13 protein-coding genes and 1 riboswitch are annotated in these 19624 nt (G+C 56.3%); of the genes, 11 read left to right on the forward strand and 2 right to left on the reverse strand.

All coding sequences use genetic code 11. The features are described 5' to 3' along the window. The first annotated feature begins 1 nt into the window (after window position 1). Genes sdhA through gltA form a run of 4 tightly spaced genes read left to right on the forward strand, consistent with a single transcriptional unit; the run spans window position 2 to window position 4112 of the window. Window positions 2-1780: a succinate dehydrogenase flavoprotein subunit gene (gene sdhA / locus ACU6HM_RS11115; protein ID WP_022983547.1), complete on the forward strand. Its 1779-nt coding sequence runs from the start codon at window positions 2-4 to the stop codon at window positions 1778-1780. A gap of 13 nt (window positions 1781-1793) precedes the next feature. Beyond that, window positions 1794-2510, forward strand: coding sequence for a succinate dehydrogenase iron-sulfur subunit (locus ACU6HM_RS11120; RefSeq protein WP_003802530.1), 717 nt, complete (start codon window positions 1794-1796; stop codon window positions 2508-2510). A gap of 18 nt (window positions 2511-2528) precedes the next feature. Beyond that, complete coding sequence (locus tag ACU6HM_RS11125) at window positions 2529-2789, forward strand: FAD assembly factor SdhE (protein ID WP_003802528.1); 261 nt, start codon at window positions 2529-2531, stop codon at window positions 2787-2789. Between the two features lie 18 nt (window positions 2790-2807). Next, window positions 2808-4112, forward strand: a complete 1305-nt coding sequence (gene gltA / locus ACU6HM_RS11130; protein WP_022983549.1) for a citrate synthase — start codon at window positions 2808-2810, stop codon at window positions 4110-4112. A gap of 260 nt (window positions 4113-4372) precedes the next feature. On the opposite strand, the gene lldR is transcribed toward gltA, so the two are convergent. Beyond that, the gene (gene lldR / locus ACU6HM_RS11135; RefSeq protein ID WP_009457683.1) at window positions 4373-5152 is read right to left on the reverse strand and encodes a transcriptional regulator LldR; all 780 of its coding nucleotides are present in this window, start codon (window positions 5150-5152) and stop codon (window positions 4373-4375) included. Between the two features lie 241 nt (window positions 5153-5393). Between lldR and ACU6HM_RS11140 the strand changes: the two genes are divergently transcribed. The 3 genes from ACU6HM_RS11140 to ACU6HM_RS11150 all read left to right on the forward strand — a co-directional run bounded on the left by ACU6HM_RS11140 (window position 5394) and on the right by ACU6HM_RS11150 (window position 9506). Further along, window positions 5394-7157 (forward strand): L-lactate permease, encoded by a 1764-nt coding sequence (locus ACU6HM_RS11140; RefSeq protein WP_137431269.1) that lies wholly within the window; start codon window positions 5394-5396, stop codon window positions 7155-7157. 45 nt (window positions 7158-7202) lie between these two features. After that, window positions 7203-7275, forward strand: a riboswitch (Fluoride riboswitch). An 80-nt stretch (window positions 7276-7355) separates the two neighbouring features. Next, window positions 7356-8597 (forward strand): voltage-gated chloride channel family protein, encoded by a 1242-nt coding sequence (locus tag ACU6HM_RS11145; RefSeq protein ID WP_324577935.1) that lies wholly within the window; start codon window positions 7356-7358, stop codon window positions 8595-8597. A 150-nt stretch (window positions 8598-8747) separates the two neighbouring features. Beyond that, window positions 8748-9506: a class I SAM-dependent methyltransferase gene (locus tag ACU6HM_RS11150; RefSeq protein ID WP_251196104.1), complete on the forward strand. Its 759-nt coding sequence runs from the start codon at window positions 8748-8750 to the stop codon at window positions 9504-9506. 272 nt (window positions 9507-9778) lie between these two features. Here the strand turns inward: ACU6HM_RS11150 and ACU6HM_RS11155 are convergent, their stop codons facing one another. Continuing rightward, entirely contained in the window at window positions 9779-12073 is a 2295-nt protein-coding gene (locus tag ACU6HM_RS11155) for an NADP-dependent malic enzyme (RefSeq protein ID WP_250756856.1), read from the reverse strand. 520 nt (window positions 12074-12593) lie between these two features. Here ACU6HM_RS11155 and ACU6HM_RS11160 point away from each other — a divergent pair. From ACU6HM_RS11160 to zapE, 4 genes are all read left to right on the forward strand, one after another. Next, window positions 12594-15461, forward strand: a complete 2868-nt coding sequence (locus ACU6HM_RS11160) for a 2-oxoglutarate dehydrogenase E1 component (protein ID WP_009457674.1) — start codon at window positions 12594-12596, stop codon at window positions 15459-15461. Between the two features lie 34 nt (window positions 15462-15495). Beyond that, complete coding sequence (gene odhB, locus ACU6HM_RS11165) at window positions 15496-16710, forward strand: 2-oxoglutarate dehydrogenase complex dihydrolipoyllysine-residue succinyltransferase (protein WP_009457673.1); 1215 nt, start codon at window positions 15496-15498, stop codon at window positions 16708-16710. 161 nt (window positions 16711-16871) lie between these two features. Next, the gene (gene lpdA, locus ACU6HM_RS11170) at window positions 16872-18299 is read left to right on the forward strand and encodes a dihydrolipoyl dehydrogenase (protein WP_009457672.1); all 1428 of its coding nucleotides are present in this window, start codon (window positions 16872-16874) and stop codon (window positions 18297-18299) included. Between the two features lie 217 nt (window positions 18300-18516). Further along, complete coding sequence (gene zapE, locus ACU6HM_RS11175; protein ID WP_035271417.1) at window positions 18517-19608, forward strand: cell division protein ZapE; 1092 nt, start codon at window positions 18517-18519, stop codon at window positions 19606-19608. Window positions 19609-19624 lie beyond the last annotated feature (16 nt).

Raw genomic sequence — 19624 nt, forward strand, 5'->3', positions numbered from 1 at the left:
CGTGGCTTCCATCACAAAATCTTTGCCCCGCCGTCAGTTTGACGTAGTGGTGGTCGGTGCCGGTGGCGCCGGTATGCGTTGTTCCCTGCAATTGGCTCAGGCTGGCTTGTCCGTGGCCGTGCTCAGCAAGGTGTTCCCAACCCGCTCCCACACCGTGGCTGCTCAAGGTGGCGTCAGTGCTTCCCTGGGTAACATGAGCGAGGATCACTGGTACTGGCACATGTACGACACCGTCAAGGGTTCGGACTGGCTGGGCGACCAGGACGCCATCGAATTCATGTGCCGTGAAGCTCCACACGCTGTGTACGAGCTCGAGCATTTCGGTATGCCGTTTGACCGTAACCAGGACGGTACGATTTACCAGCGTCCATTTGGTGGTCACACTGCCAACTTTGGTGAAAAACCTGTTCAACGTGCCTGTGCCGCTGCTGACCGTACCGGCCACGCCATGTTGCACACCCTGTACCAGCGTAACGTAGCTGCCCGCACCCAGTTCTTCGTGGAATGGATGGCGCTGGACTTGCTGCGTAACGAAGCGGGTGACGTTCTGGGCGTAACCGCTCTGGAAATGGAAACCGGCGAAATCTACGTTCTGGAAGGCAAGCGCGTGGTGCTGGCTACCGGTGGTGCTGGCCGTATCTGGGCTGCCTCCACCAACGCCTTCATTAACACGGGTGACGGCCTGGGTATGGCTGCTCGTGCCGGTCTGCCTTTGCAGGACATGGAATTCTGGCAATTCCACCCCACTGGCGTAGCCGGTGCTGGCGTGCTGATTACCGAAGGCGTGCGCGGTGAAGGCGGTATCTTGCTCAATAAAGACGGCGAGCGCTTCATGGAGCGTTACGCTCCCACCCTGAAGGACTTGGCCCCACGTGACTTCGTGTCCCGTTCCATGGACCAGGAAATCAAGGAAGGTCGCGGTTGTGGCGACGGCAGCTACGTGGTTCTGAAACTGGATCACCTGGGCGCTGATGTCATCAAGAAACGTCTGCCTTCGATTCGCGAAATCGCGATCAAGTTCGGTAACGTGGACCCGATCAAGGATCCGATCCCCGTGGTTCCAACCATCCACTATCAGATGGGCGGTATCCCCACGAACTACTACGGTCAGGTTGTGACTCAAACGCCAACAGGCGAGAACAAGATCGTCAACGGTCTGTACGCCATCGGTGAATGTGCCGCTACTTCCGTGCACGGTGCCAACCGTCTGGGTACGAACTCCCTGCTGGACCTGATCGTGTTCGGTCGCGCTGCCGGCAACCACATTGTGGATTCGCACCCCGAGAAAACGCACGCGCACCAGGAAATCAACGAGTCCTCCATCGAGTACTCGCTGGACCGCGTTAACCGTCTGGAATCCCGTACATCGGGCGAAAAGGCACAGGACGTGGGCAACAAGATTCGTGTGGCCATGCAGGCTCACTGCGGCGTGTTCCGTACCCTGGATCTGTTGCACAAGGGTGTCGACCAGATCGAATCCCTGGTTCCCGAAGTCAAGGATATTTACTTCAAAGACAAGTCCAAGGTGTTCAATACCGCCCGTATTGAAGCTCTGGAAGTGGCCAACATGATCGAAGTGGCTCGCGCTACGACGAAGTCGGCCGCCAATCGTACTGAAAGTCGCGGTGCTCATGCCCTGAACGACCACCCAGAACGTGACGACGAAAACTGGCTGCGTCACACCTTGTGGTTCTCGGAAGGCAGCCGTCTGGAGTACAAGCCTGTCCAGATGAAGCCTCTGACAGCCGAAACGATTCCGCCCAAGGCCCGGACTTTCTAAGCAGGATACTGACATGAGCCAAAAACGTAAGGTCAAATTTGAAATCTACCGCTACGATCCTGACAAGGACGAGCGTCCCTACATGCAGAAGATCGAAGTCGAGCTGGAGCCCACCGACAAGATGCTGCTCGATGCGATCCTGCGCATTAAAAACGACATGGACGACAGCCTGGCGTTGCGTCGCTCCTGCCGTGAAGGTGTGTGCGGTTCCGATGCCATGAACATCAATGGCAAGAACGGACTGGCCTGCACCACCAATATGCGCGACTTGAAAGAGCCTGTGGTTCTGCGCCCACTGCCAGGTCTACCGGTTATCCGTGACCTGATCGTGGACATGACCCACTTCTTCGATCAGTACCATTCGGTCAAGCCGTTCCTGATCAACGATGCTCCTCCTCCAGAGAAAGAGCGTTTGCAAACGCCCGAAGCACGTGAGGAGCTCGATGGTCTGTACGAGTGCATTCTGTGCGCCTGCTGCTCGACCTCTTGCCCATCGTTCTGGTGGAACCCCGACAAGTTCGTCGGTCCTGCTGGTTTGTTGCAAGCCTATCGTTTCATTGCCGACTCGCGTGACGAAGCAACGGGCGAGCGTCTGGACAATCTGGAAGATCCATACCGCTTGTTCCGCTGCCACACGATCATGAATTGCACGGACGTCTGTCCAAAAGGACTGAACCCGTCGCATGCCATCGGCAAGATCAAAGAAATGCTGGTGCGTCGCAGTATCTAAAAAGGTGGGTATGTACCGATGAGAACATTGACGGAATTGGAGCGTGCGCGCCTGCGCTGGCGTGCGCGCAGGGGCTTGCTTGAAAACGACTTGATGATCACCCGTTTTCTGGATCAATACGAAAACGAGCTGACTGATCAGGACGTCTCGGCCCTGACCCGCTTGTTCGAAATGGACGATACAGTTTTGCTGGATGTCCTTCTGGCTCGCTCCGAGCCGGAAGGGCAGTACGCCACACCGGACATTCAGCGACTAGTAGACATTATGCGAAAGCTATAACCATTGAGGAAAAAAGTGATGGAATTGTCAGATAAAAAAGCCACGCTATCCTTCTCCGACGGTAGCCCTTCGGTTGAGTTCCCTGTACACAAGGGCACCGTAGGTCCGGACGTGATCGATATCCGTAAGCTCTACGGTCAGACAGGTATGTTTACCTATGACCCGGGCTTTATGGCAACGGCGGCTTGCGAATCCGGTATCACCTACATTGACGGCGACAAGGGCCAGTTGATGTACCGTGGTTACCCGATCGACCAGTTGGCACAAAAGTGCGATTTCATGGATGTGTGCTACCTGATCCTGAACGGCGAGTTGCCCAACGCAGATCAGAAGCAGGAATTTGACTCCCTGGTCACGAACCACACCATGGTTCAGGAACAGATGCAGCACTTCCTGCGCGGCTTCCGTCCGGACGCTCACCCCATGGCAATACTGACCGGCCTGGTCGGTGCCCTGTCGGCGTTCTACCATGATTCCACGGACATCACGAATCCTCATCACCGTCATGTGTCGGCTATCCGCTTGATCGCCAAGCTGCCTACTCTGGTTGCGATGGCGTACAAGTATTCTTTGGGACAGCCTTTCATCTATCCCAAGAATGATTTGTCCTACACCGGCAACTTCTTGCGCATGATGTTCGCTACCCCTTGCGAAGACTACAAGGTCAACGAAGTGGTTGAGCGCGCTCTGGACCGTATCTTCATCCTGCATGCAGATCACGAACAAAACGCCTCCACCTCCACCGTGCGTCTGTGCGGTTCGTCGGGTACCAATCCTTTCGCTGCGATCGCTGCGGGTGTTGCTTGCTTGTGGGGCCCTGCCCACGGTGGTGCAAACGAAGCTTGCCTGAACATGCTGGAAGAGTTGCAAGCCAACGGCGGCATCGACAAGGTTGGCGAGTTCATGGAGAAGGTCAAGGACAAGAACTCGGGCGTGCGCCTGATGGGCTTTGGTCACCGTGTCTACAAGAACTACGACCCACGCGCCAAGCTGATGCAAGAAACCTGCAAGGAAGTTCTGGAAGCCCTGGGCCTGGAGAACGATCCTCTGTTCAAGCTGGCCATGGAACTGGAGCGTATTGCTCTGGAAGATCCATACTTCGTCGAACGCAAGCTGTACCCCAACGTAGACTTCTACTCGGGTATCGTTCAGCGCGCTATCGGCATCCCAACGTCCTTGTTCACCGCTATCTTCGCCCTGGCTCGTACCGTAGGCTGGATTGCTCAGTGGAACGAAATGCTGTCCGATCCAGATTACAAGATCGGCCGTCCACGTCAGCTGTACGTGGGCCCAACTCAGCGCGACGTACCTGCTCAACGTTAATGCTTTCGGGCTGCGATCCCTGGGGCGTGCCCCGGGTGTTCATGTAGCCCGTAGCGTTATGAAGCAGTAGCTGGAAGGTCAAGTGCACCATTGGGTGCACTTTTTTTTGCCCGTTATTTTTTTATTGCTATGGCTACAGCCACAGCCACAGCGATCACCAACACTGCCCGCACCGCCAGAGTCGCCGGCATTGTCGCTGGCATTGTCATCACCCTATGCACGTCAACATGCAGCAGCCCCAATGTCTGACAGGCTAGGCTTCAAGGCTGAGACAGGTGGTTGTTGAAGCGGAAAATCCGCTGTTCACGAGCTTTGTTCTCTTCAGAAAATCGGACTTTGGCCTGGACATGATCCAGGTGGTGCCCGATCAGCTCGCGAGCCCGTTCTGCATCACCATCCAAAATAGCTTTCATAACTCCCGCGTGCTGCTCGGTCAAAATTTCCACTTCCCGTGCATTGTCGAACTCGAACATGGCGCGCCGGTTCTCTTTCACTGTAGAGAACACTAACTGGAACAAGCCATTCATCAGTTGCACCAGCACGACATTATGAGAGGCCATGGCAATTGCCAGATGAAATTGGGCGTCTGCACGTGCCGACAGGTCTGCATCCTGGTTTTGTTGATGCCGAACCATCACTTGGAAGCACTGTTCAATGTGCTTTTTGTCCGCATCTGTTGCTCGTTGTGCCGCATGCCAGGCTGTGCTGGCTTCCAAGGCCCGACGTGCCTCTAGAACATCATAGCGATACAAGGGGTCTTCATTGATCAGCTCCTCCAGAGGCGCAATGCTCTGGGCTGGCCAGTTGATCAACTCGCTGTCTTGAACATAAGTACCCCCACCACGGCGGGTAATCAGCAAGCCTTCAGAGCTTAGCGAGCGCAAGGCCTCCCGTATCGGTACACGCGACACATCCAGCCGTTCAGCCAATTGACGCTCGGACGGGATTCGGTCACCGGGTTGCAACTGTTCATCCTGTATAAGTTGCCGGATTTTTTCAGCAACCAGGTCCGATAGGCGAGTGCTGGGATTCATAGTCATATAAGACGCTTCTTTAAATTTGGTATTACCACTTTCTTGGTTTTTTAATCGTATTAAGGCCTTGAGGCGCCAAACTAGTCAGGGTTTCTGCTGGTAATGCAAAGGTGGTAATACCGCTATGATGCTCAAAAATACAAAACGGGAAGTGGTTGCGCTGCCCAGGGCCGGGCTCATAGCCGCATTTGTTCACCAACAAAACCTCTTCCTCCTATACGTGCAGTCACACAAAGGAGAATCCGGGATGAGTCTTTTATACACCTTGTTGGCTCTGACGCCATTATTGGTTGTTTTTCTATTGATGGTGGTGATGGGGCGATCAGCCAAACTATCGATGGGGGCCGCGTATCTGGTTACGGCGATTCTCGCTTTATTTGTATGGGGGAGCCAGGCCGAAGTTATTGCTGCAGCCACGATCAACGGTATTGTTACCGCATTGACCCTGCTGTTCATTGTATTTGGTGCCGTGCTGCTTTTGAATACGCTCAAGGTGGGCGGAGCATTAAGTGCGATTCGCCAGGGCTTTATGGATGTATCGCCGGATCGTCGCATTCAGGTCATTATTGTTGCCTGGCTGTTCGGCTCCCTGATCGAGGGCTCGTCGGGTTTCGGTACGCCTTCCGCTGTTGGGGCTCCCTTGCTGCTGGCGCTGGGCTTTCCAGCCATGGCAGCGGTGATGGCTGTGTTGGTTATCCAGTCCACGCCTGTGTCTTTCGGGGCGGTTGGTACGCCCATGCTGGTTGGAGTGCGTTCAGGTATTGATAACAAGGTTGATGTTGCAGCTGCCATTTCGCCCTTGCAGCCGCTTGAGTATTTGCAGCAGATCGTCGAGAACGTCGCCTTGATTCATGCCATGACCGGCTTTGTGATTCCACTGTTGCTCTGCGGTTTGTTGACTCGCTTTTTCGGTGAACGCCGCTCCTTTGCCGAGGGGCTGGGGGCATGGAAGTTTGCTTTGTTTGCCGGTTTGGCCTTTACCGTTCCGTACTACCTGATTGCCATTACCCTGGGCCCTGAGTTCCCCTCCATGCTGGGTTCGATGGTCGGACTGGTAATCGTGGTGAGCGCAGCTCGAAAGGGCTGGTTTGCACCTCGCAAAACCTTTGATTTCCCGGATCGCAGTCAATGGCCGTCCCACTGGCTGGGCACAGTGGCGATGGATAACACGGAATCGCAGCAACGCTTTTCGGTATTGCGGGCTTTCTCGCCGTATGTGCTGGTGGTTGCACTTTTGATCTTTACTCGTACTGTTCCTGCCGTAAAAGCCTGGTTGACGGGGCCTTCGGCCACAATCAAGGTGGAAGGTATTTTGGGTACTGGTATTTCTACATCGGCTCAGTTGCTTTTCTCGCCCGGGGCCATCTTGATTCTGGTCTCACTGGCCTGCATTGCGATTTTTCGCATGAACAGTCAGCAGTATGTCGTCGGTGTGAAAGCATCGCTGCGTACCATGGGCAGCGCAGCTCCTGCTTTGTTGTTGGCCGTGCCTATGGTGCAGGTGTTTATCAACTCGGCAGCGGCTGATGGTTCCATTGCCAGCATGCCGCTGGTGCTGGCTCAAGGGGCCGCGTCGGCGGTTGGGCAGGCATGGCCTACGGTTTCACCCTGGGTGGGTAGTTTGGGGGCATTTATTGCGGGCTCCAATACTGTCAGCAACATGATGTTTTCGTACTTCCAGTTCTCTACCGCTCAGCAAATTGGCTTGAGTGTGGACCAGTCCGCTATTGTGGTTGCATTGCAGGCGGTAGGTGGAGCGGCTGGCAATATGATTTGCGTCCATAACGTGGTGGCTGCCGGTGCGGTTGTCGGCATGTTGGGACGTGAGGGCGAGATTGTTCGCAAGACCTTGATACCCATGGTGTATTACGTCATTCAGGCAGGCCTGATCGGCCAGGCCTTGATTACTGGTGCCATGGGCTGGTGGATAGCTGCCGCAGTCTTCCTGGCACTGACCATAGGGGGCTTGAGCCTGTCCCGAGGCCGTCAGATGACGCCGGCCATGGCTTGAACATTTCGCTCTGTTTATTTGCGGCTTAAAGGAGTCGTTGTACAATTTCTTCCTGGAGATGACGTTCCTCCTTTAACCGCCGTTTCGTTCTGAAGCAGCTGATGACGTCTACAGCGACCTGACCACCGTCGGGGCTGTAGGCGTCTGCGTTTACATCTTCTGTTTGTGGTCAGCCCGATTCCATTGAGCTTACGACCCATGAACAGACTCAAAACCTCACTCTCGCTAAACCTGCTGGCCTATTACGGCAAATGGTTTGTGCTCGCTTGCCTGATTGCCGTGCTGGCAGGCAGCGCTTCCGCTTTTTTCCTTTTTTCACTCGAGCAGGCTACCTCCTGGCGGATGCACCATGCCTGGCTGATCTGGCTACTGCCGCTGGCAGGCTTGGCCGTAGGCTGGGTGTATGAACGCGTAGGGCAGTCTGTTAGTGCAGGTAATAACCTGCTGATCGAGGAAATTCACGATCCCAAGAAAGTGGTGCCTTTGCGCATGGCGCCTTTGGTGCTTGGTGGAACCGTGATTTCCCATTTGTTCGGTGCATCGGTAGGCCGAGAGGGCACCGCCGTACAAATGGGTGCCGCCTTGTCGGACCAGCTAACCCATGTGTTTCGCTTGGACCGGGACGATCGACGCATTCTGTTGATGGCAGGTATGAGTGCCGGCTTTTCATCTGTCTTTGGCACGCCTTTAGCCGGAGCCGTGTTTGGCATGGAAGTGCTGGCGATAGGCCGTATGCGCTACAACGCCTTGTTCCCTTGTCTGATCGCCGCGATTGTTGCCGACCAGGTGGGCCTGGCCTGGGGTGTGCAGCATGCCCATTATGTCGTTGAGCAGGTCGTGCCATTAGGCGGCTGGAGCATGCTGGCTGTGTTGATCGCCGGGGTTCTGTTCGGCCTGATCGGCATGTTGTTCGCCATGCTGACTCACCAGCTTTCCGCCTGGATGAAAAAGATCATCAAGTACGCACCCATGCGCCCCTTCTGGGGCGGGCTGGTGGTGGCGATAGCTGTCTGGGCGTTGGATGCCTACCAGTACATTGGCCTGGGTGTTCCGGAAATAGTGCGCGCTTTCCACGAGCCTATGCAGTCATGGGATTTTCTGGGCAAGCTGGTGTTTACTGTCCTGTCTTTAGGCTCCGGTTTTAAAGGAGGGGAGGTCACGCCCTTGTTCTACATAGGGGCGACTCTGGGTAATGCCTTGGCTCCCTTGCTGCACATGCCTTTTTCCATGATGGCGGGCTTGGGCTTTGTGGCCGTCTTTGCCGGCGCAGCCAATGTACCGATTGCGTGCACGCTGATGGCGATGGAGCTGTTTGGCACCGAACTGGGGCCTTGGGCGGCGATCGCTTGTGTAGCAGCCTATGTGTTCTCGGGACATGCAGGGATCTATCATGCGCAACGTGTGGGTCATCGCAAGTTCAAGCATCGTCGGCCTGTTTGAGCAGGGGCAGTCAGTCGGCCACTCGGTGAGCGAGTGGCTAGGGATGCCTCATGTGCCTGCTTAAAAATAGTCTCTTTGTTACGCTGGTTTCCAGGCTCCGCGTTTAGCAAACTACTATATGGCTTGATATCAAGAGACAAAGGTGAAGCGATGGCAGACTCCCAGTTCAAAGATCACTTTTCCCAAGTTGCAGCCGACTATGCCAGTTACCGCCCCAGCTATCCGCAAAAGCTGGCGGATGTGTTGGCCGAACTGAGCCCCGCACAGGATAGGGCGCTGGATTGTGCCTGCGGGACTGGGCAGCTTTCTGTGTTGCTGGCCAAGCGATTCAAGGAAGTGATCGCCACGGACGGCAGTGCCGATCAGATTGCTCAGGCGCAGCCGCAAGAGGGTGTGAGCTATCGCACGGCTTTGGCTGACAACAGCGGTCTGGCTGATAACAGCGTGGATTTGATCACCGTCGCGCAAGCGGCTCATTGGCTGGATCTGGAACCTTTCTATGCCGAGGTTCAGCGTATCGCTCGCCCCGATGCCTTGCTGGCCTTGATCACCTATGGCGTCTTGCATGTGGAGGGTGCAGTGGATAGCGTCATGCAGCATTTCTACTATGAAACCGTCGGCGCTTACTGGCCACCGGAGCGCCGTCATGTGGAGGAGGGGTATCGCAGCCTGGCCTTTCCTTTTCAGGAGCTGAGCTTGCCGCCTTTGGCCATGGAGGTGGATTGGAGTTTGCCACAGCTCCTGGGATACATCAGAACCTGGTCGGCTGTGAAAGCGGCTGAAAAAGCGCTGGGCGCCAGTCCCTTGAGCGCAGTGGAAGTAGAGCTGCGCAAGCAGTGGGGTGATCCTGACCATCACCGCCGAATCAGCTGGCCTTTGTCTGTGCGGGCAGGGCGGGTGCGGAAATAGGCCGCTCTTGGAGTGTGATGTCTGCTCATCCGGTTCGGACACTTCACGGCTGACGGAGCGAGCTTGCACAAGATTCCGGGCACCCGCCAACCCTGAGAGAGGATACGCGGCTGTGTTGTATCCATTGTGGCTAAATGAGCTGGATCCTGAGCACCGATACTCTGTTGAATCAGGCGACAGCTTTGTTCAGCGAAACTGGGTGCCAAAGTCATCATTAAAAAAAACCGGATGCCGCTTTACGCTGCATCCGGTTTTTATTCAGCTAAACAGGATTAGCTGTTTTGCTGGGCTTCTTGCTGTGCATCCACAACAGCCAGGGCTGTCATGTTGATGATGCGACGCACCGTAGCGCTGGTGGTCAGGATGTGGATGGGGCGAGCCGCACCCAGCAGGATGGGGCCCATGGCCACACCGTTGCTGCCTGTCATCTTCAGCATGTTGTAGGTGATGTTGCCGGCGTCCAGGTTAGGAGTAATCAGCAGATTGGCCGAACCGCGCAGCGTGCTGTCGGGGAAGGCTTTCAGGCGGATTTTCTCGGACAGGGCGGAGTCAGCGTGCATTTCGCCGTCCACCTCCAGGTCGGGAGCGCGTTCAGCCAGGATCTGACGAGCCTTGGCCATCTTGCGGGACGACTCGGTCTGGCGGCTGCCAAAGTTCGAGTGCGACAGGAGAGCCACGCGAGGCACCACACCAAAACGACGAACTTCCTCGGCGGCCTGGATCGTCATGTCGGCGATCTGTTCGGCAGTGGGGTTCTCGTTGACGTGGGTGTCGCACACAAACAGAGTTTGTGTAGGCAGCATCAGTACGTTCATGGCGGCGAAAGTCTGGGCTTCTTTCTTCAGGCCAATGACTTGCTCAACATAGTGCAGCTGGCTGTCGTAGTTGCTGGCCACGCCGCAGATCATGCCGTCAGCATCACCACGTTGCAGCAGCATCACGCCGATCAGCGAGTTGTGCTTGCGTATCATGGCTTTGGCGATGTCTGGAGTCACGCCTTCACGTGCCTTGAGCTTGTAGTAGGCAGTCCAGGTCTCGGTGAAGCGATCGTCGTCTTCAGGATCAACGATTTGCACGTTCTTGCCCGCTTCCAGACGCAGGCCAGCTTTCTTGACGCGCATGTCGATCACGCTGGGGCGACCCACCAGAATAGGCTGGGCCAGCTTCTCGTCCACGACGGTTTGCACGGCACGCAATACGCGCTCGTCTTCGCCATCAGCGTAAATGATGCGCTTGGGCGCAGCCTTGGCCTGCATGTACAACGGACGCATCAGCGGGCCGGTGTGGTAGGTCATGGCGATCAGTTTCTGACGGTAGGCGTCCATGTCTTCGATAGGACGGGCGGCAACGCCGGAGTCCATCGCAGCCTGGGCCACGGCAGGTGCGATCTGAACGATCAGACGGGAGTCGAACGGTTTGGGGATGATGTACTCAGGACCAAAACGCAGATCTTCGCCGCCGTAAGCAGTGGCCATATCGTCGCTTTGCTCGACCTGGGCCAGATCGGCAATGGCTTTCACGCAAGCCAGCTTCATTTCTTCGTTGATCACGCTGGCGCCAACGTCCAGGGCACCCCGGAAGATGAAGGGGAAGCACAGCACGTTGTTGACCTGGTTCGGGTAGTCCGAACGGCCAGTCGCGATAATGCAGTCAGGGCGGGCAGCCTTGGCTACTTCAGGACGGATTTCAGGCTCGGGGTTGGCCAGGGCCAGAATCAGGGGCTTGTCGGCCATGGTCTTGACCATGTCGGCGGACAATACGCCAGGAGCGGAACAACCCAGGAACACGTCAGCGCCAACCATGGCATCAGCCAGGGTGCGGGCATCGGTTTCCTGAGCGTAGCGAGCCTTGTTGGGCTCCATGTTCTCGTCGCGACCTTTCCAGATGATGCCGCGCGAGTCAGCCACGAAAATGTTGCTCAGCTTCACTCCCAGGGCAACCAGCAAGTCCAGGCAAGCAATGGCAGCAGCGCCAGCGCCCGAGCAAACCAGCTTGATGTCGGCGATGTTCTTGTTGACGACTTTCAGGCCGTTCAGAACAGCGGAGGACGAGATGATGGCGGTACCGTGCTGGTCATCGTGGAACACGGGAATGCTCATGCGCTCGCGCAGCTTCTTCTCGATGTAGAAGCATTCGGGGGCCTTGATGTCTTCCAGGTTCACACCACCCAGGGTGGGTTCCAGTGCGGCAATGATGTCGACCAGCTTGTCCGGATCGGTTTCGTTCAATTCGATATCGAACACATCGATGCCGGCGAATTTCTTGAACAGGCAGCCTTTGCCTTCCATGACGGGCTTGGCGGCCAGGGGGCCGATATTGCCCAGACCCAGCACGGCGGTACCGTTGGTAACCACGGCAACCAGGTTGGCGCGCGAGGTGTACTTGGCGGCGGCTTCTTCGCCTTCGGCGTGGATGGCCATGCAAGCAGATGCGACGCCGGGGGAGTAGGCTAGCGAGAGGTCATCTTGATTGGCTAGGGTCTTGGTAGGGACCACCGAGATTTTCCCGGGAGTGGGATACGCGTGATAGTCCAGCGCAAGTTTGGCCAGATCGGCGTTGGCATCCATTTTGGTAAAGCTCCTGATAGGATTTTCTAGTGTAAAAGTGAATCTAATTTATAAGAAATACAGTCGCCATGTAGGTGCTGATTTGTTATAGGCAGCATATGTCATGGCAACGCTTGTTGCCTGCCTCAAGGTGACCAAGGGCAGGCTGGGCTCGGTTTGGTGGAAAAGGGGCCCGCGAAGCGCGTACTTGCTGCACCCGATTAGCATATCGGAATTTTTCCTTCATGTGGGGCAGCCAAGGGGCGTCAATCATGATTTGGAGCGCTTCTTTTGTAAGAATTCGCCCTCGTGATAGATCGATGTGTTTGTTAATGCCAACGGTATGGCGCAGTCGCCAAGCATTTTAGATGTCATTAATTGCGCCTTTTGTGTGCGGCGTTATACTAGATCAATACGGCTTGTATAAGGCGTCCCACGTTGCCTTCTGCTCCTGCTATCCGCTAACCGGCGAGGTCCGTGTCGCGGAAGGTTTTCCTGCATCTCAACACGAGTGAAACACTCGGATAGGTGAAGCGTAATAATGTCATCGCAAAAAGAACTGCTCAGTAACTCTTATTTGTTCGGGAGCAATGCTCCTTACGTCGAAGAACTCTACGAGTCCTACCTCGACAATCCAGGCTCCGTCGCCGACCAATGGCGCGAGTACTTCGACCAGCTGCAGCACCAGCCTGCGACTGACGGCCGCGACAGCACCCGCGATCAAGCTCACGCTCCTATTGTCGAGTCCTTCGCTCAGCGTGCCAAAGCCAATGCCTTCCTGACCAGCGCCCAAGCACCGGACCTGACAGTTGCCATGAAGCAAGTGTCGATTCAGTCCATGATTGCTGCTTACCGCTCCCTGGGTGCACGCATTGCTGATCTGGATCCCCTGAAGCGCTCCGAACGCCCCAGCATCCCTGAACTGGACCCTGCTTTCTACGGTTTGACCGAAGCAGATCTGGACCAGGTCTACTCCGCCACCAACACTTACTTCACCAAAGCCGACACCATGACGCTGCGCGACATGCTCAAGGCCTTGCGTGATACGTACTCCCGTTCGGTGGGCGCAGAATTCATGTACATCTCCGACCCGGTCGTCAAGCGCTGGATTCAGCAGCGCCTGGAGTCGGTGCATGGCACAGGTTCTTTCAACGTTGAGCAAAAACGCAACATCTTGCAGCAGCTGACCGAGGCTGAAGGCCTGGAGCGCTTCCTGCACACCAAATACGTCGGTCAGAAACGCTTCTCCCTGGAAGGTGGCGAGAGCTTCATCGCTTGTATGGATGAAGTGGTCAACCACGCTGGCGAGAACGGCGTTCAGGAAATCATCGTGGGTATGGCTCACCGTGGTCGTCTGAACATGCTGGTCAACATCATGGGCAAGATGCCCGGTGACCTGTTTGCCGAGTTTGAAGGCCGTCACGCTGAAGGCTTGACCGACGGCGACGTGAAGTACCACAACGGTTTCTCCAGCGACCTGTCCACTCGTGGCGGTCCGGTTCACCTGTCTCTGGCCTTTAACCCATCCCACCTGGAAATTGTTAACCCAGTGGTCGAGGGGTCGGTCCGTGCTCGTCAGGATCGTCGTAGCGACGAAGACGGCAGCCAGGTTCTGCCCGTGCTGGTTCATGGTGACGCGGCTTTTGCCGGTCAGGGTGTGGTCATGGAAACACTGAACCTGGCCCAGACCCGTGGCTACGGTACCGGTGGTACGCTGCACATCGTTATTAACAACCAGATCGGTTTCACCACCTCTGATCCTCGCGATACACGCTCCACGCTGTATTGCACGGACGTGGTCAAGATGATTGAAGCCCCCGTCTTCCACGTGAACGGCGACGATCCTGAAGCCGTGGTGTTCGTGACTCAGCTGGCTCTGGACTTCCGCCGCGAGTTCAAACACGACGTGGTGGTTGATATTGTTTGCTTCCGCAAACTGGGCCACAACGAGCAAGACACTCCTTCGATGACCCAGCCGCTGATGTACAAGAAGATTGGTCAGCACAACGGTACACGCAAACTGTACGCCGACAAGCTGGTTGCTCAAGGCATTCTGTCCGAGAACGAACCCGAAGATCTGGTCAAGGCTTACCGTCAACTGATGGAAGATGGCAAGCGCACGGTTGAACCTGTTCTGACAGACTACAAGAACAAGTACGCCACCGACTGGTCTGCTTTCCTGGGCGCCAAATGGACTGACCAGGCTGACACCGCCTTGCCTATGTCCGAACTGACACGCATTGGTGAAAAACTGACCACCGTGCCAGAAGGCTTTACGGTTCACCCACTGGTCAACCGCATGCTGAACGACCGTCGTGCCATGGCACGTGGCGAAGCTCAGGTGGACTGGGGCATGGGCGAGCACTTGGCCTTTGCAACCTTGGTGAACAACGGCTACGCCATCCGTATTACCGGCCAGGACTCGGGCCGTGGTACGTTTACCCACCGTCACGCTGTGCTGCACGATCAAAAACGTGAGCGCTGGAACGACGGCACCTACATTCCTTTGCAGAACGTCTCCGAAGGCCAGGCCAACTTCACGGTGATCGACTCGGTTCTGTCCGAAGAAGCCGTGCTGGCATTTGAATACGGTTACGCTTCGGCAGAGCCCAACATTTTGACTATCTGGGAAGCTCAGTTCGGCGACTTCGCCAACGGTGCCCAGGTTGTGATCGACCAGTTCATTACGTCGGGTGAAGCCAAGTGGGGCCGTCATTGCGGTCTGACTCTGATGCTGCCACACGGCTACGAAGGTCAGGGTCCGGAGCACTCCTCGGCCCGTATCGAGCGCTTCTTGCAACTGTGCGCTGACAACAATATCCAGGTTGTTCAGCCCACCAACGGCGCCCAGATCTTCCACGTGCTGCGTCGTCAGATGATCCGTCCTTTCCGCAAGCCTTTGGTCATCATGACGCCCAAGTCCTTGCTGCGTAATAAAGACGCTACCTCGCCACTGAGCGATCTGGCTGAGGGTCACTTCATGCCCGTGATCGGCGAGACCGATCAGGCAATTGATGCAGCCGCTGTCAAACGTGTTCTGGCTTGCTCGGGCAAGGTTTACTACGATCTGGTGAACCACCGTAAAGAGCTGGAGCGCAACGATATTGCCATTATCCGTGTGGAGCAGTTGTATCCGTTTGCCCACAAGGCCTTCCAGGCAGAGCTGGCCAAGTACAGCAACGCCAAGGAAGTTATCTGGGTTCAGGACGAACCTCAAAACCAAGGTGCATGGTTCTACATTCAGCATCACATCTACGAGAACATGACCGAAGGTCAGAAGCTGGGTTACGCCGGCCGTGCCGCGTCCGCTTCGCCTGCCGTTGGTTACCTGGCCAAACACCAGGAACAACAAAAGGCGCTGCTGGAGCAGGCTTTCGGCGCTCGCAAAGGCTTCATGCTGACCAAATAACGCACCCTAAATTTTAAATACGGAAAATATAATCATGGCAATTACCGACGTTCTGGTTCCCCAACTCTCTGAATCCATCTCCGAAGCCACTTTGCTGGAGTGGAAAAAACAACCTGGCGAAATGGTCCAGGCTGATGAAATCCTGATCGAAGTCGAAACCGACAAGGTTGTGCTGGAAGTTCCCGCTCCTGCCTCGGGCGTGCTGAGCGAAATCGTCAAGGCCAACGGCAGCACTGTGACTTCCGGCGACGTGCTGGCCCGTATCGACTCCGAAGGCAAGGCCAGCGCTGCCGCTCCTGCCGCCGCTGCACAAGAAGCCGCTCCTGCTGCTGCCCCAGCCGCTGCCGCTCCTGCTGCCAGCTCCGCCGCCTCTTCGGTTGCTTCGCCTGCTGCTGCCAAGATCCTGGCTGAAAAGGGTGTGGAAGCCAGCTCCGTGGAAGGTTCCGGCCGTGGTGGTCGCATCACCAAGGGTGACGCTCTGGAAGCCAACGCCGCTGCTGCTAAACCTGCTGCTGCTCCTGTTGCCCCTCCAACCCTGTCCCTGGACGGCCGTCCAGAGCAGCGCGTGCCCATGAGCCGTCTGCGCGCTCGCATCGCCGAGCGTCTGCTGCAGTCGCAGTCCGAAAACGCCATGCTGACCACGTTCAACGAAGTCAACATGCAAGCTGTGCTGGATCTGCGCAAGAAATACAAAGATCAGTTCGAGAAAGAGCACGGCGTGAAACTGGGCTTCATGTCCTTCTTCGTCAAGGCTGCTGTTGCCGCCCTGAAGAAATACCCTGTACTGAACGCCTCGGTTGATGGCAAGGACATCATCTACCACGGTTACTTTGACATCGGTGTGGCCGTTGGTAGCCCACGCGGTCTGGTGGTGCCTATCCTGCGTAACGCTGATCAAATGTCCATCGCTGACATCGAAAAGCAAATCGCTGACTTCGGTGCCCGTGCCCGCGACGGCAAGCTGACCCTGGAAGAAATGACAGGCGGTACCTTCTCGATCTCCAACGGTGGCGTGTTCGGCTCCATGCTGTCCACCCCCATCATCAACCCACCTCAGTCCGCCATCCTGGGCATTCACGCCACCAAGGACCGTGCTGTTGTGGAAAACGGTCAGATCGTGATTCGCCCCATGAACTACCTGGCCATGTCCTACGACCACCGTATCATCGACGGCCGCGAAGCCGTTCTGGGTCTGGTGGCCATGAAGGAAGCCTTGGAAGATCCACAGCGTCTGCTGTTGAACGTCTAAGCACGCGGTAGTTTCGGTCTAGTATGTTTACGGCCAAGTGCTTGCTTCTAAGCCTTGGCCGACTTTGTTTAAGGCCCTGGGGGTTGGCGTTCGCCACCTGATACTTTCCCGCCCGACTTCCGGGCGGTCCAGCGTGCCTTTTCACATTTATGGGATTTTTTATGGCTAAGCAATTTGATGTTGTCGTGATTGGTGCAGGCCCTGGTGGCTACATCGCCGCCATCCGTGCTGCTCAACTGGGTATGAGCGTCGCTTGCGTGGACGCATGGTCCACCGCTGAAGGCAAACCCGCTCCTGGCGGTACTTGCACCAACGTTGGTTGCATTCCTTCCAAGGCCTTGCTGCAATCGTCCGAGCACTTCGAGCACGCCAATCTGCATCTGGCTGATCACGGTGTGGACGTCAAGGGCGTATCGCTGAATCTGGACAAGCTGATCGGTCGCAAAGACGTGGTCGTCAAGCAGAACAACGACGGCATCCTGTACCTGTTCAAAAAGAACAAGGTCACTTTCTTCCACGGCACCGCTTCCTTTGGCGCCAAGGTTGACGGCGGCTGGTCGGTGAACGTGGCCGGTGCCAACGCTGAAGAGCTGGTTGCCAAGAACGTCATCATCGCTACCGGTAGCTCGGCTCGTGCCTTGCCCGGTGCCGAGTTCGACGAAGAGCAAATTCTGTCCAACGACGGCGCACTGCGTCTGCCCAAGGTTCCCAAGAAGCTGGCCGTTATCGGTGCCGGCGTGATTGGTCTGGAACTGGGTAGCGTGTGGCGTCGCCTGGGTGCCGAAGTGACCATTCTGGAAGGTGCTCCCGAGTTCCTTTCCGCCGTGGATCGCGACGTTGCCAAGGAAGCCCTGAAGGCTTTCACCAAGCAAGGTCTGAAGATCAATGTGGGCGTGAAAGTTGGCGAAATCAAGAAGTCTGCCAAACAGGTCACCATCAACTACGTGGACGCCGCTGGTGCCGAGCACAAGCTGGAAGCCGACAAGCTGATCGTATCCATCGGCCGTGTGCCTAACACTGCCGGTCTGGGTGCAGACACCATCGGTCTGAAACTGGACGAGCGCGGCTTCGTGGTTGTGGACGACGATTGCGCCACCAGCCTGCCAGGTATCTGGGCGGTGGGTGACGTGGTGCGTGGTCCTATGCTGGCTCACAAAGCCGAAGAGGAAGGTGTGGCTGTGGCCGAGCGTCTGGCTGGTCAGCAGCCCCACGTCAACTTCGACACTGTACCTTGGGTTATCTACACCTCGCCCGAAATCGCTTGGGTTGGCAAGACCGAGCAGCAACTGAAGACCGAAGGCCGTGCTTACCGCGCTGGCAGCTTCCCCTTCCTGGCTAACGGCCGTGCCCGCGCACTGGGTGACACGACCGGCTTTGTGAAGGTTCTGGCGGATGCCAAGACGGACGAAGTTCTGGGCGTGCACTTTGTGGGCCCTGTGGCTTCCGAGCTGGTGGCTGAAGCTGTTGCAATCATGGAATTCCGTGGCGCGTCGGAAGATATCGCCCGTATTTGCCATGCTCACCCAACCCTGTCCGAAGCCCTGAAAGAAGCGGCCTTGGCAGTGGACAAACGCGCTCTGAACTTCTGATAGACTTTCAGGGTGTTGTTGGAAAAGGGCGGGCACAGGCTCGCCCTTTTTTTCGTCACGAAAGGCTGATCACAGCAGTCCGTAGCGGTTGCGATGCGTGAGATAATTGACCGCGCAGTATGCTCAGACCCTGCATCAAAAGCGGTGCTGCTGTGGATCGCAGTGCATGCTGGCAGACTACTACCTGTCTTGGACAGGTTCTTTTATTTTCAGTGATATGAATGTTCGCGAGTATTACCATCAGGCTTTAGCGGAAAAAGGCTACCGTGCCGACCAGGCACAGGAGCAAGCTATAGACCGGCTGCAACGCTATTACGACGAGTGGGTAGAGTTTCGCAAAATGCGCTCCAGCGCCTTGCGTCGTATGTTCTCCCGCCCGGAGGTGCCGCGTGGTGTGTACCTGTGGGGTGGGGTCGGGCGCGGCAAGAGCTTCCTGATGGACGCCTTCTACCTGACGGTGCCGCTCAAGCGCAAAACTCGGATTCACTTCCATGAGTTCATGCGCGGCGTGCACAAAGAGCTGAATCAGGTCAAAGGCATGAGCGATCCCTTGGATGAGGTCGCCAAACGTATCGCCAAGCGTTATCGCCTGATCTGTTTTGACGAGTTCCACGTCTCGGATGTGGCCGATGCCATGATTCTGTACAAGCTGCTGCTGGGTCTGTTCGAGCGCGGTACGTCCTTTGTGATGACCTCCAACTATGAGCCTTCTACCTTGTATCCGGAAGGCCTGCACCGCGACCGCATCTTGCCTGCGATTGCGCTGATCCAGAAGAACATGGATATCATGAACGTGGATACGGGCGTGGATTATCGCCGTCGTGCTCTGGAGCAGGTGAAAACCTATTTGACGCCATTGGGCCCGCAGACCACCGCAGAGCTGCAATCAATGTTCACCGCCTTGTCGGACACGGCCCCTCAAGAGCCGGTGCTCAGTATTGAAAACCGGGATGTAAAAGCGGTCGCCTTGTCCGGTTCAGCCGTCTGGTTTGATTTCGAGACCCTGTGCGTCAGCCCACGTTCGCAAAACGACTATCTGGAACTGGCGAACCGCTTCCAGACCGTGATTTTGTCTGACGTACCTCGCATGACGGCGCGTGATGCCTCTGCGGCGCGACGCTTCACCTGGCTGGTCGACGTTTTTTACGATCACAAGGTGAAGTTCATCATGTCCGCAGCGGTGCCTGAAGAAGAATTGTATGTGGATGGCCCTATGGCCAATGAGTTCCACCGTACTGTCTCGCGTTTGATGGAAATGCAATCGCGGGAGTACCTGGAGTCAGAACGGCGCCAGGCAGTTATTTTGTAGGATGCTGGGCGCGGCC

This window comes from Alcaligenes sp. RM2, assembly GCF_052931795.1.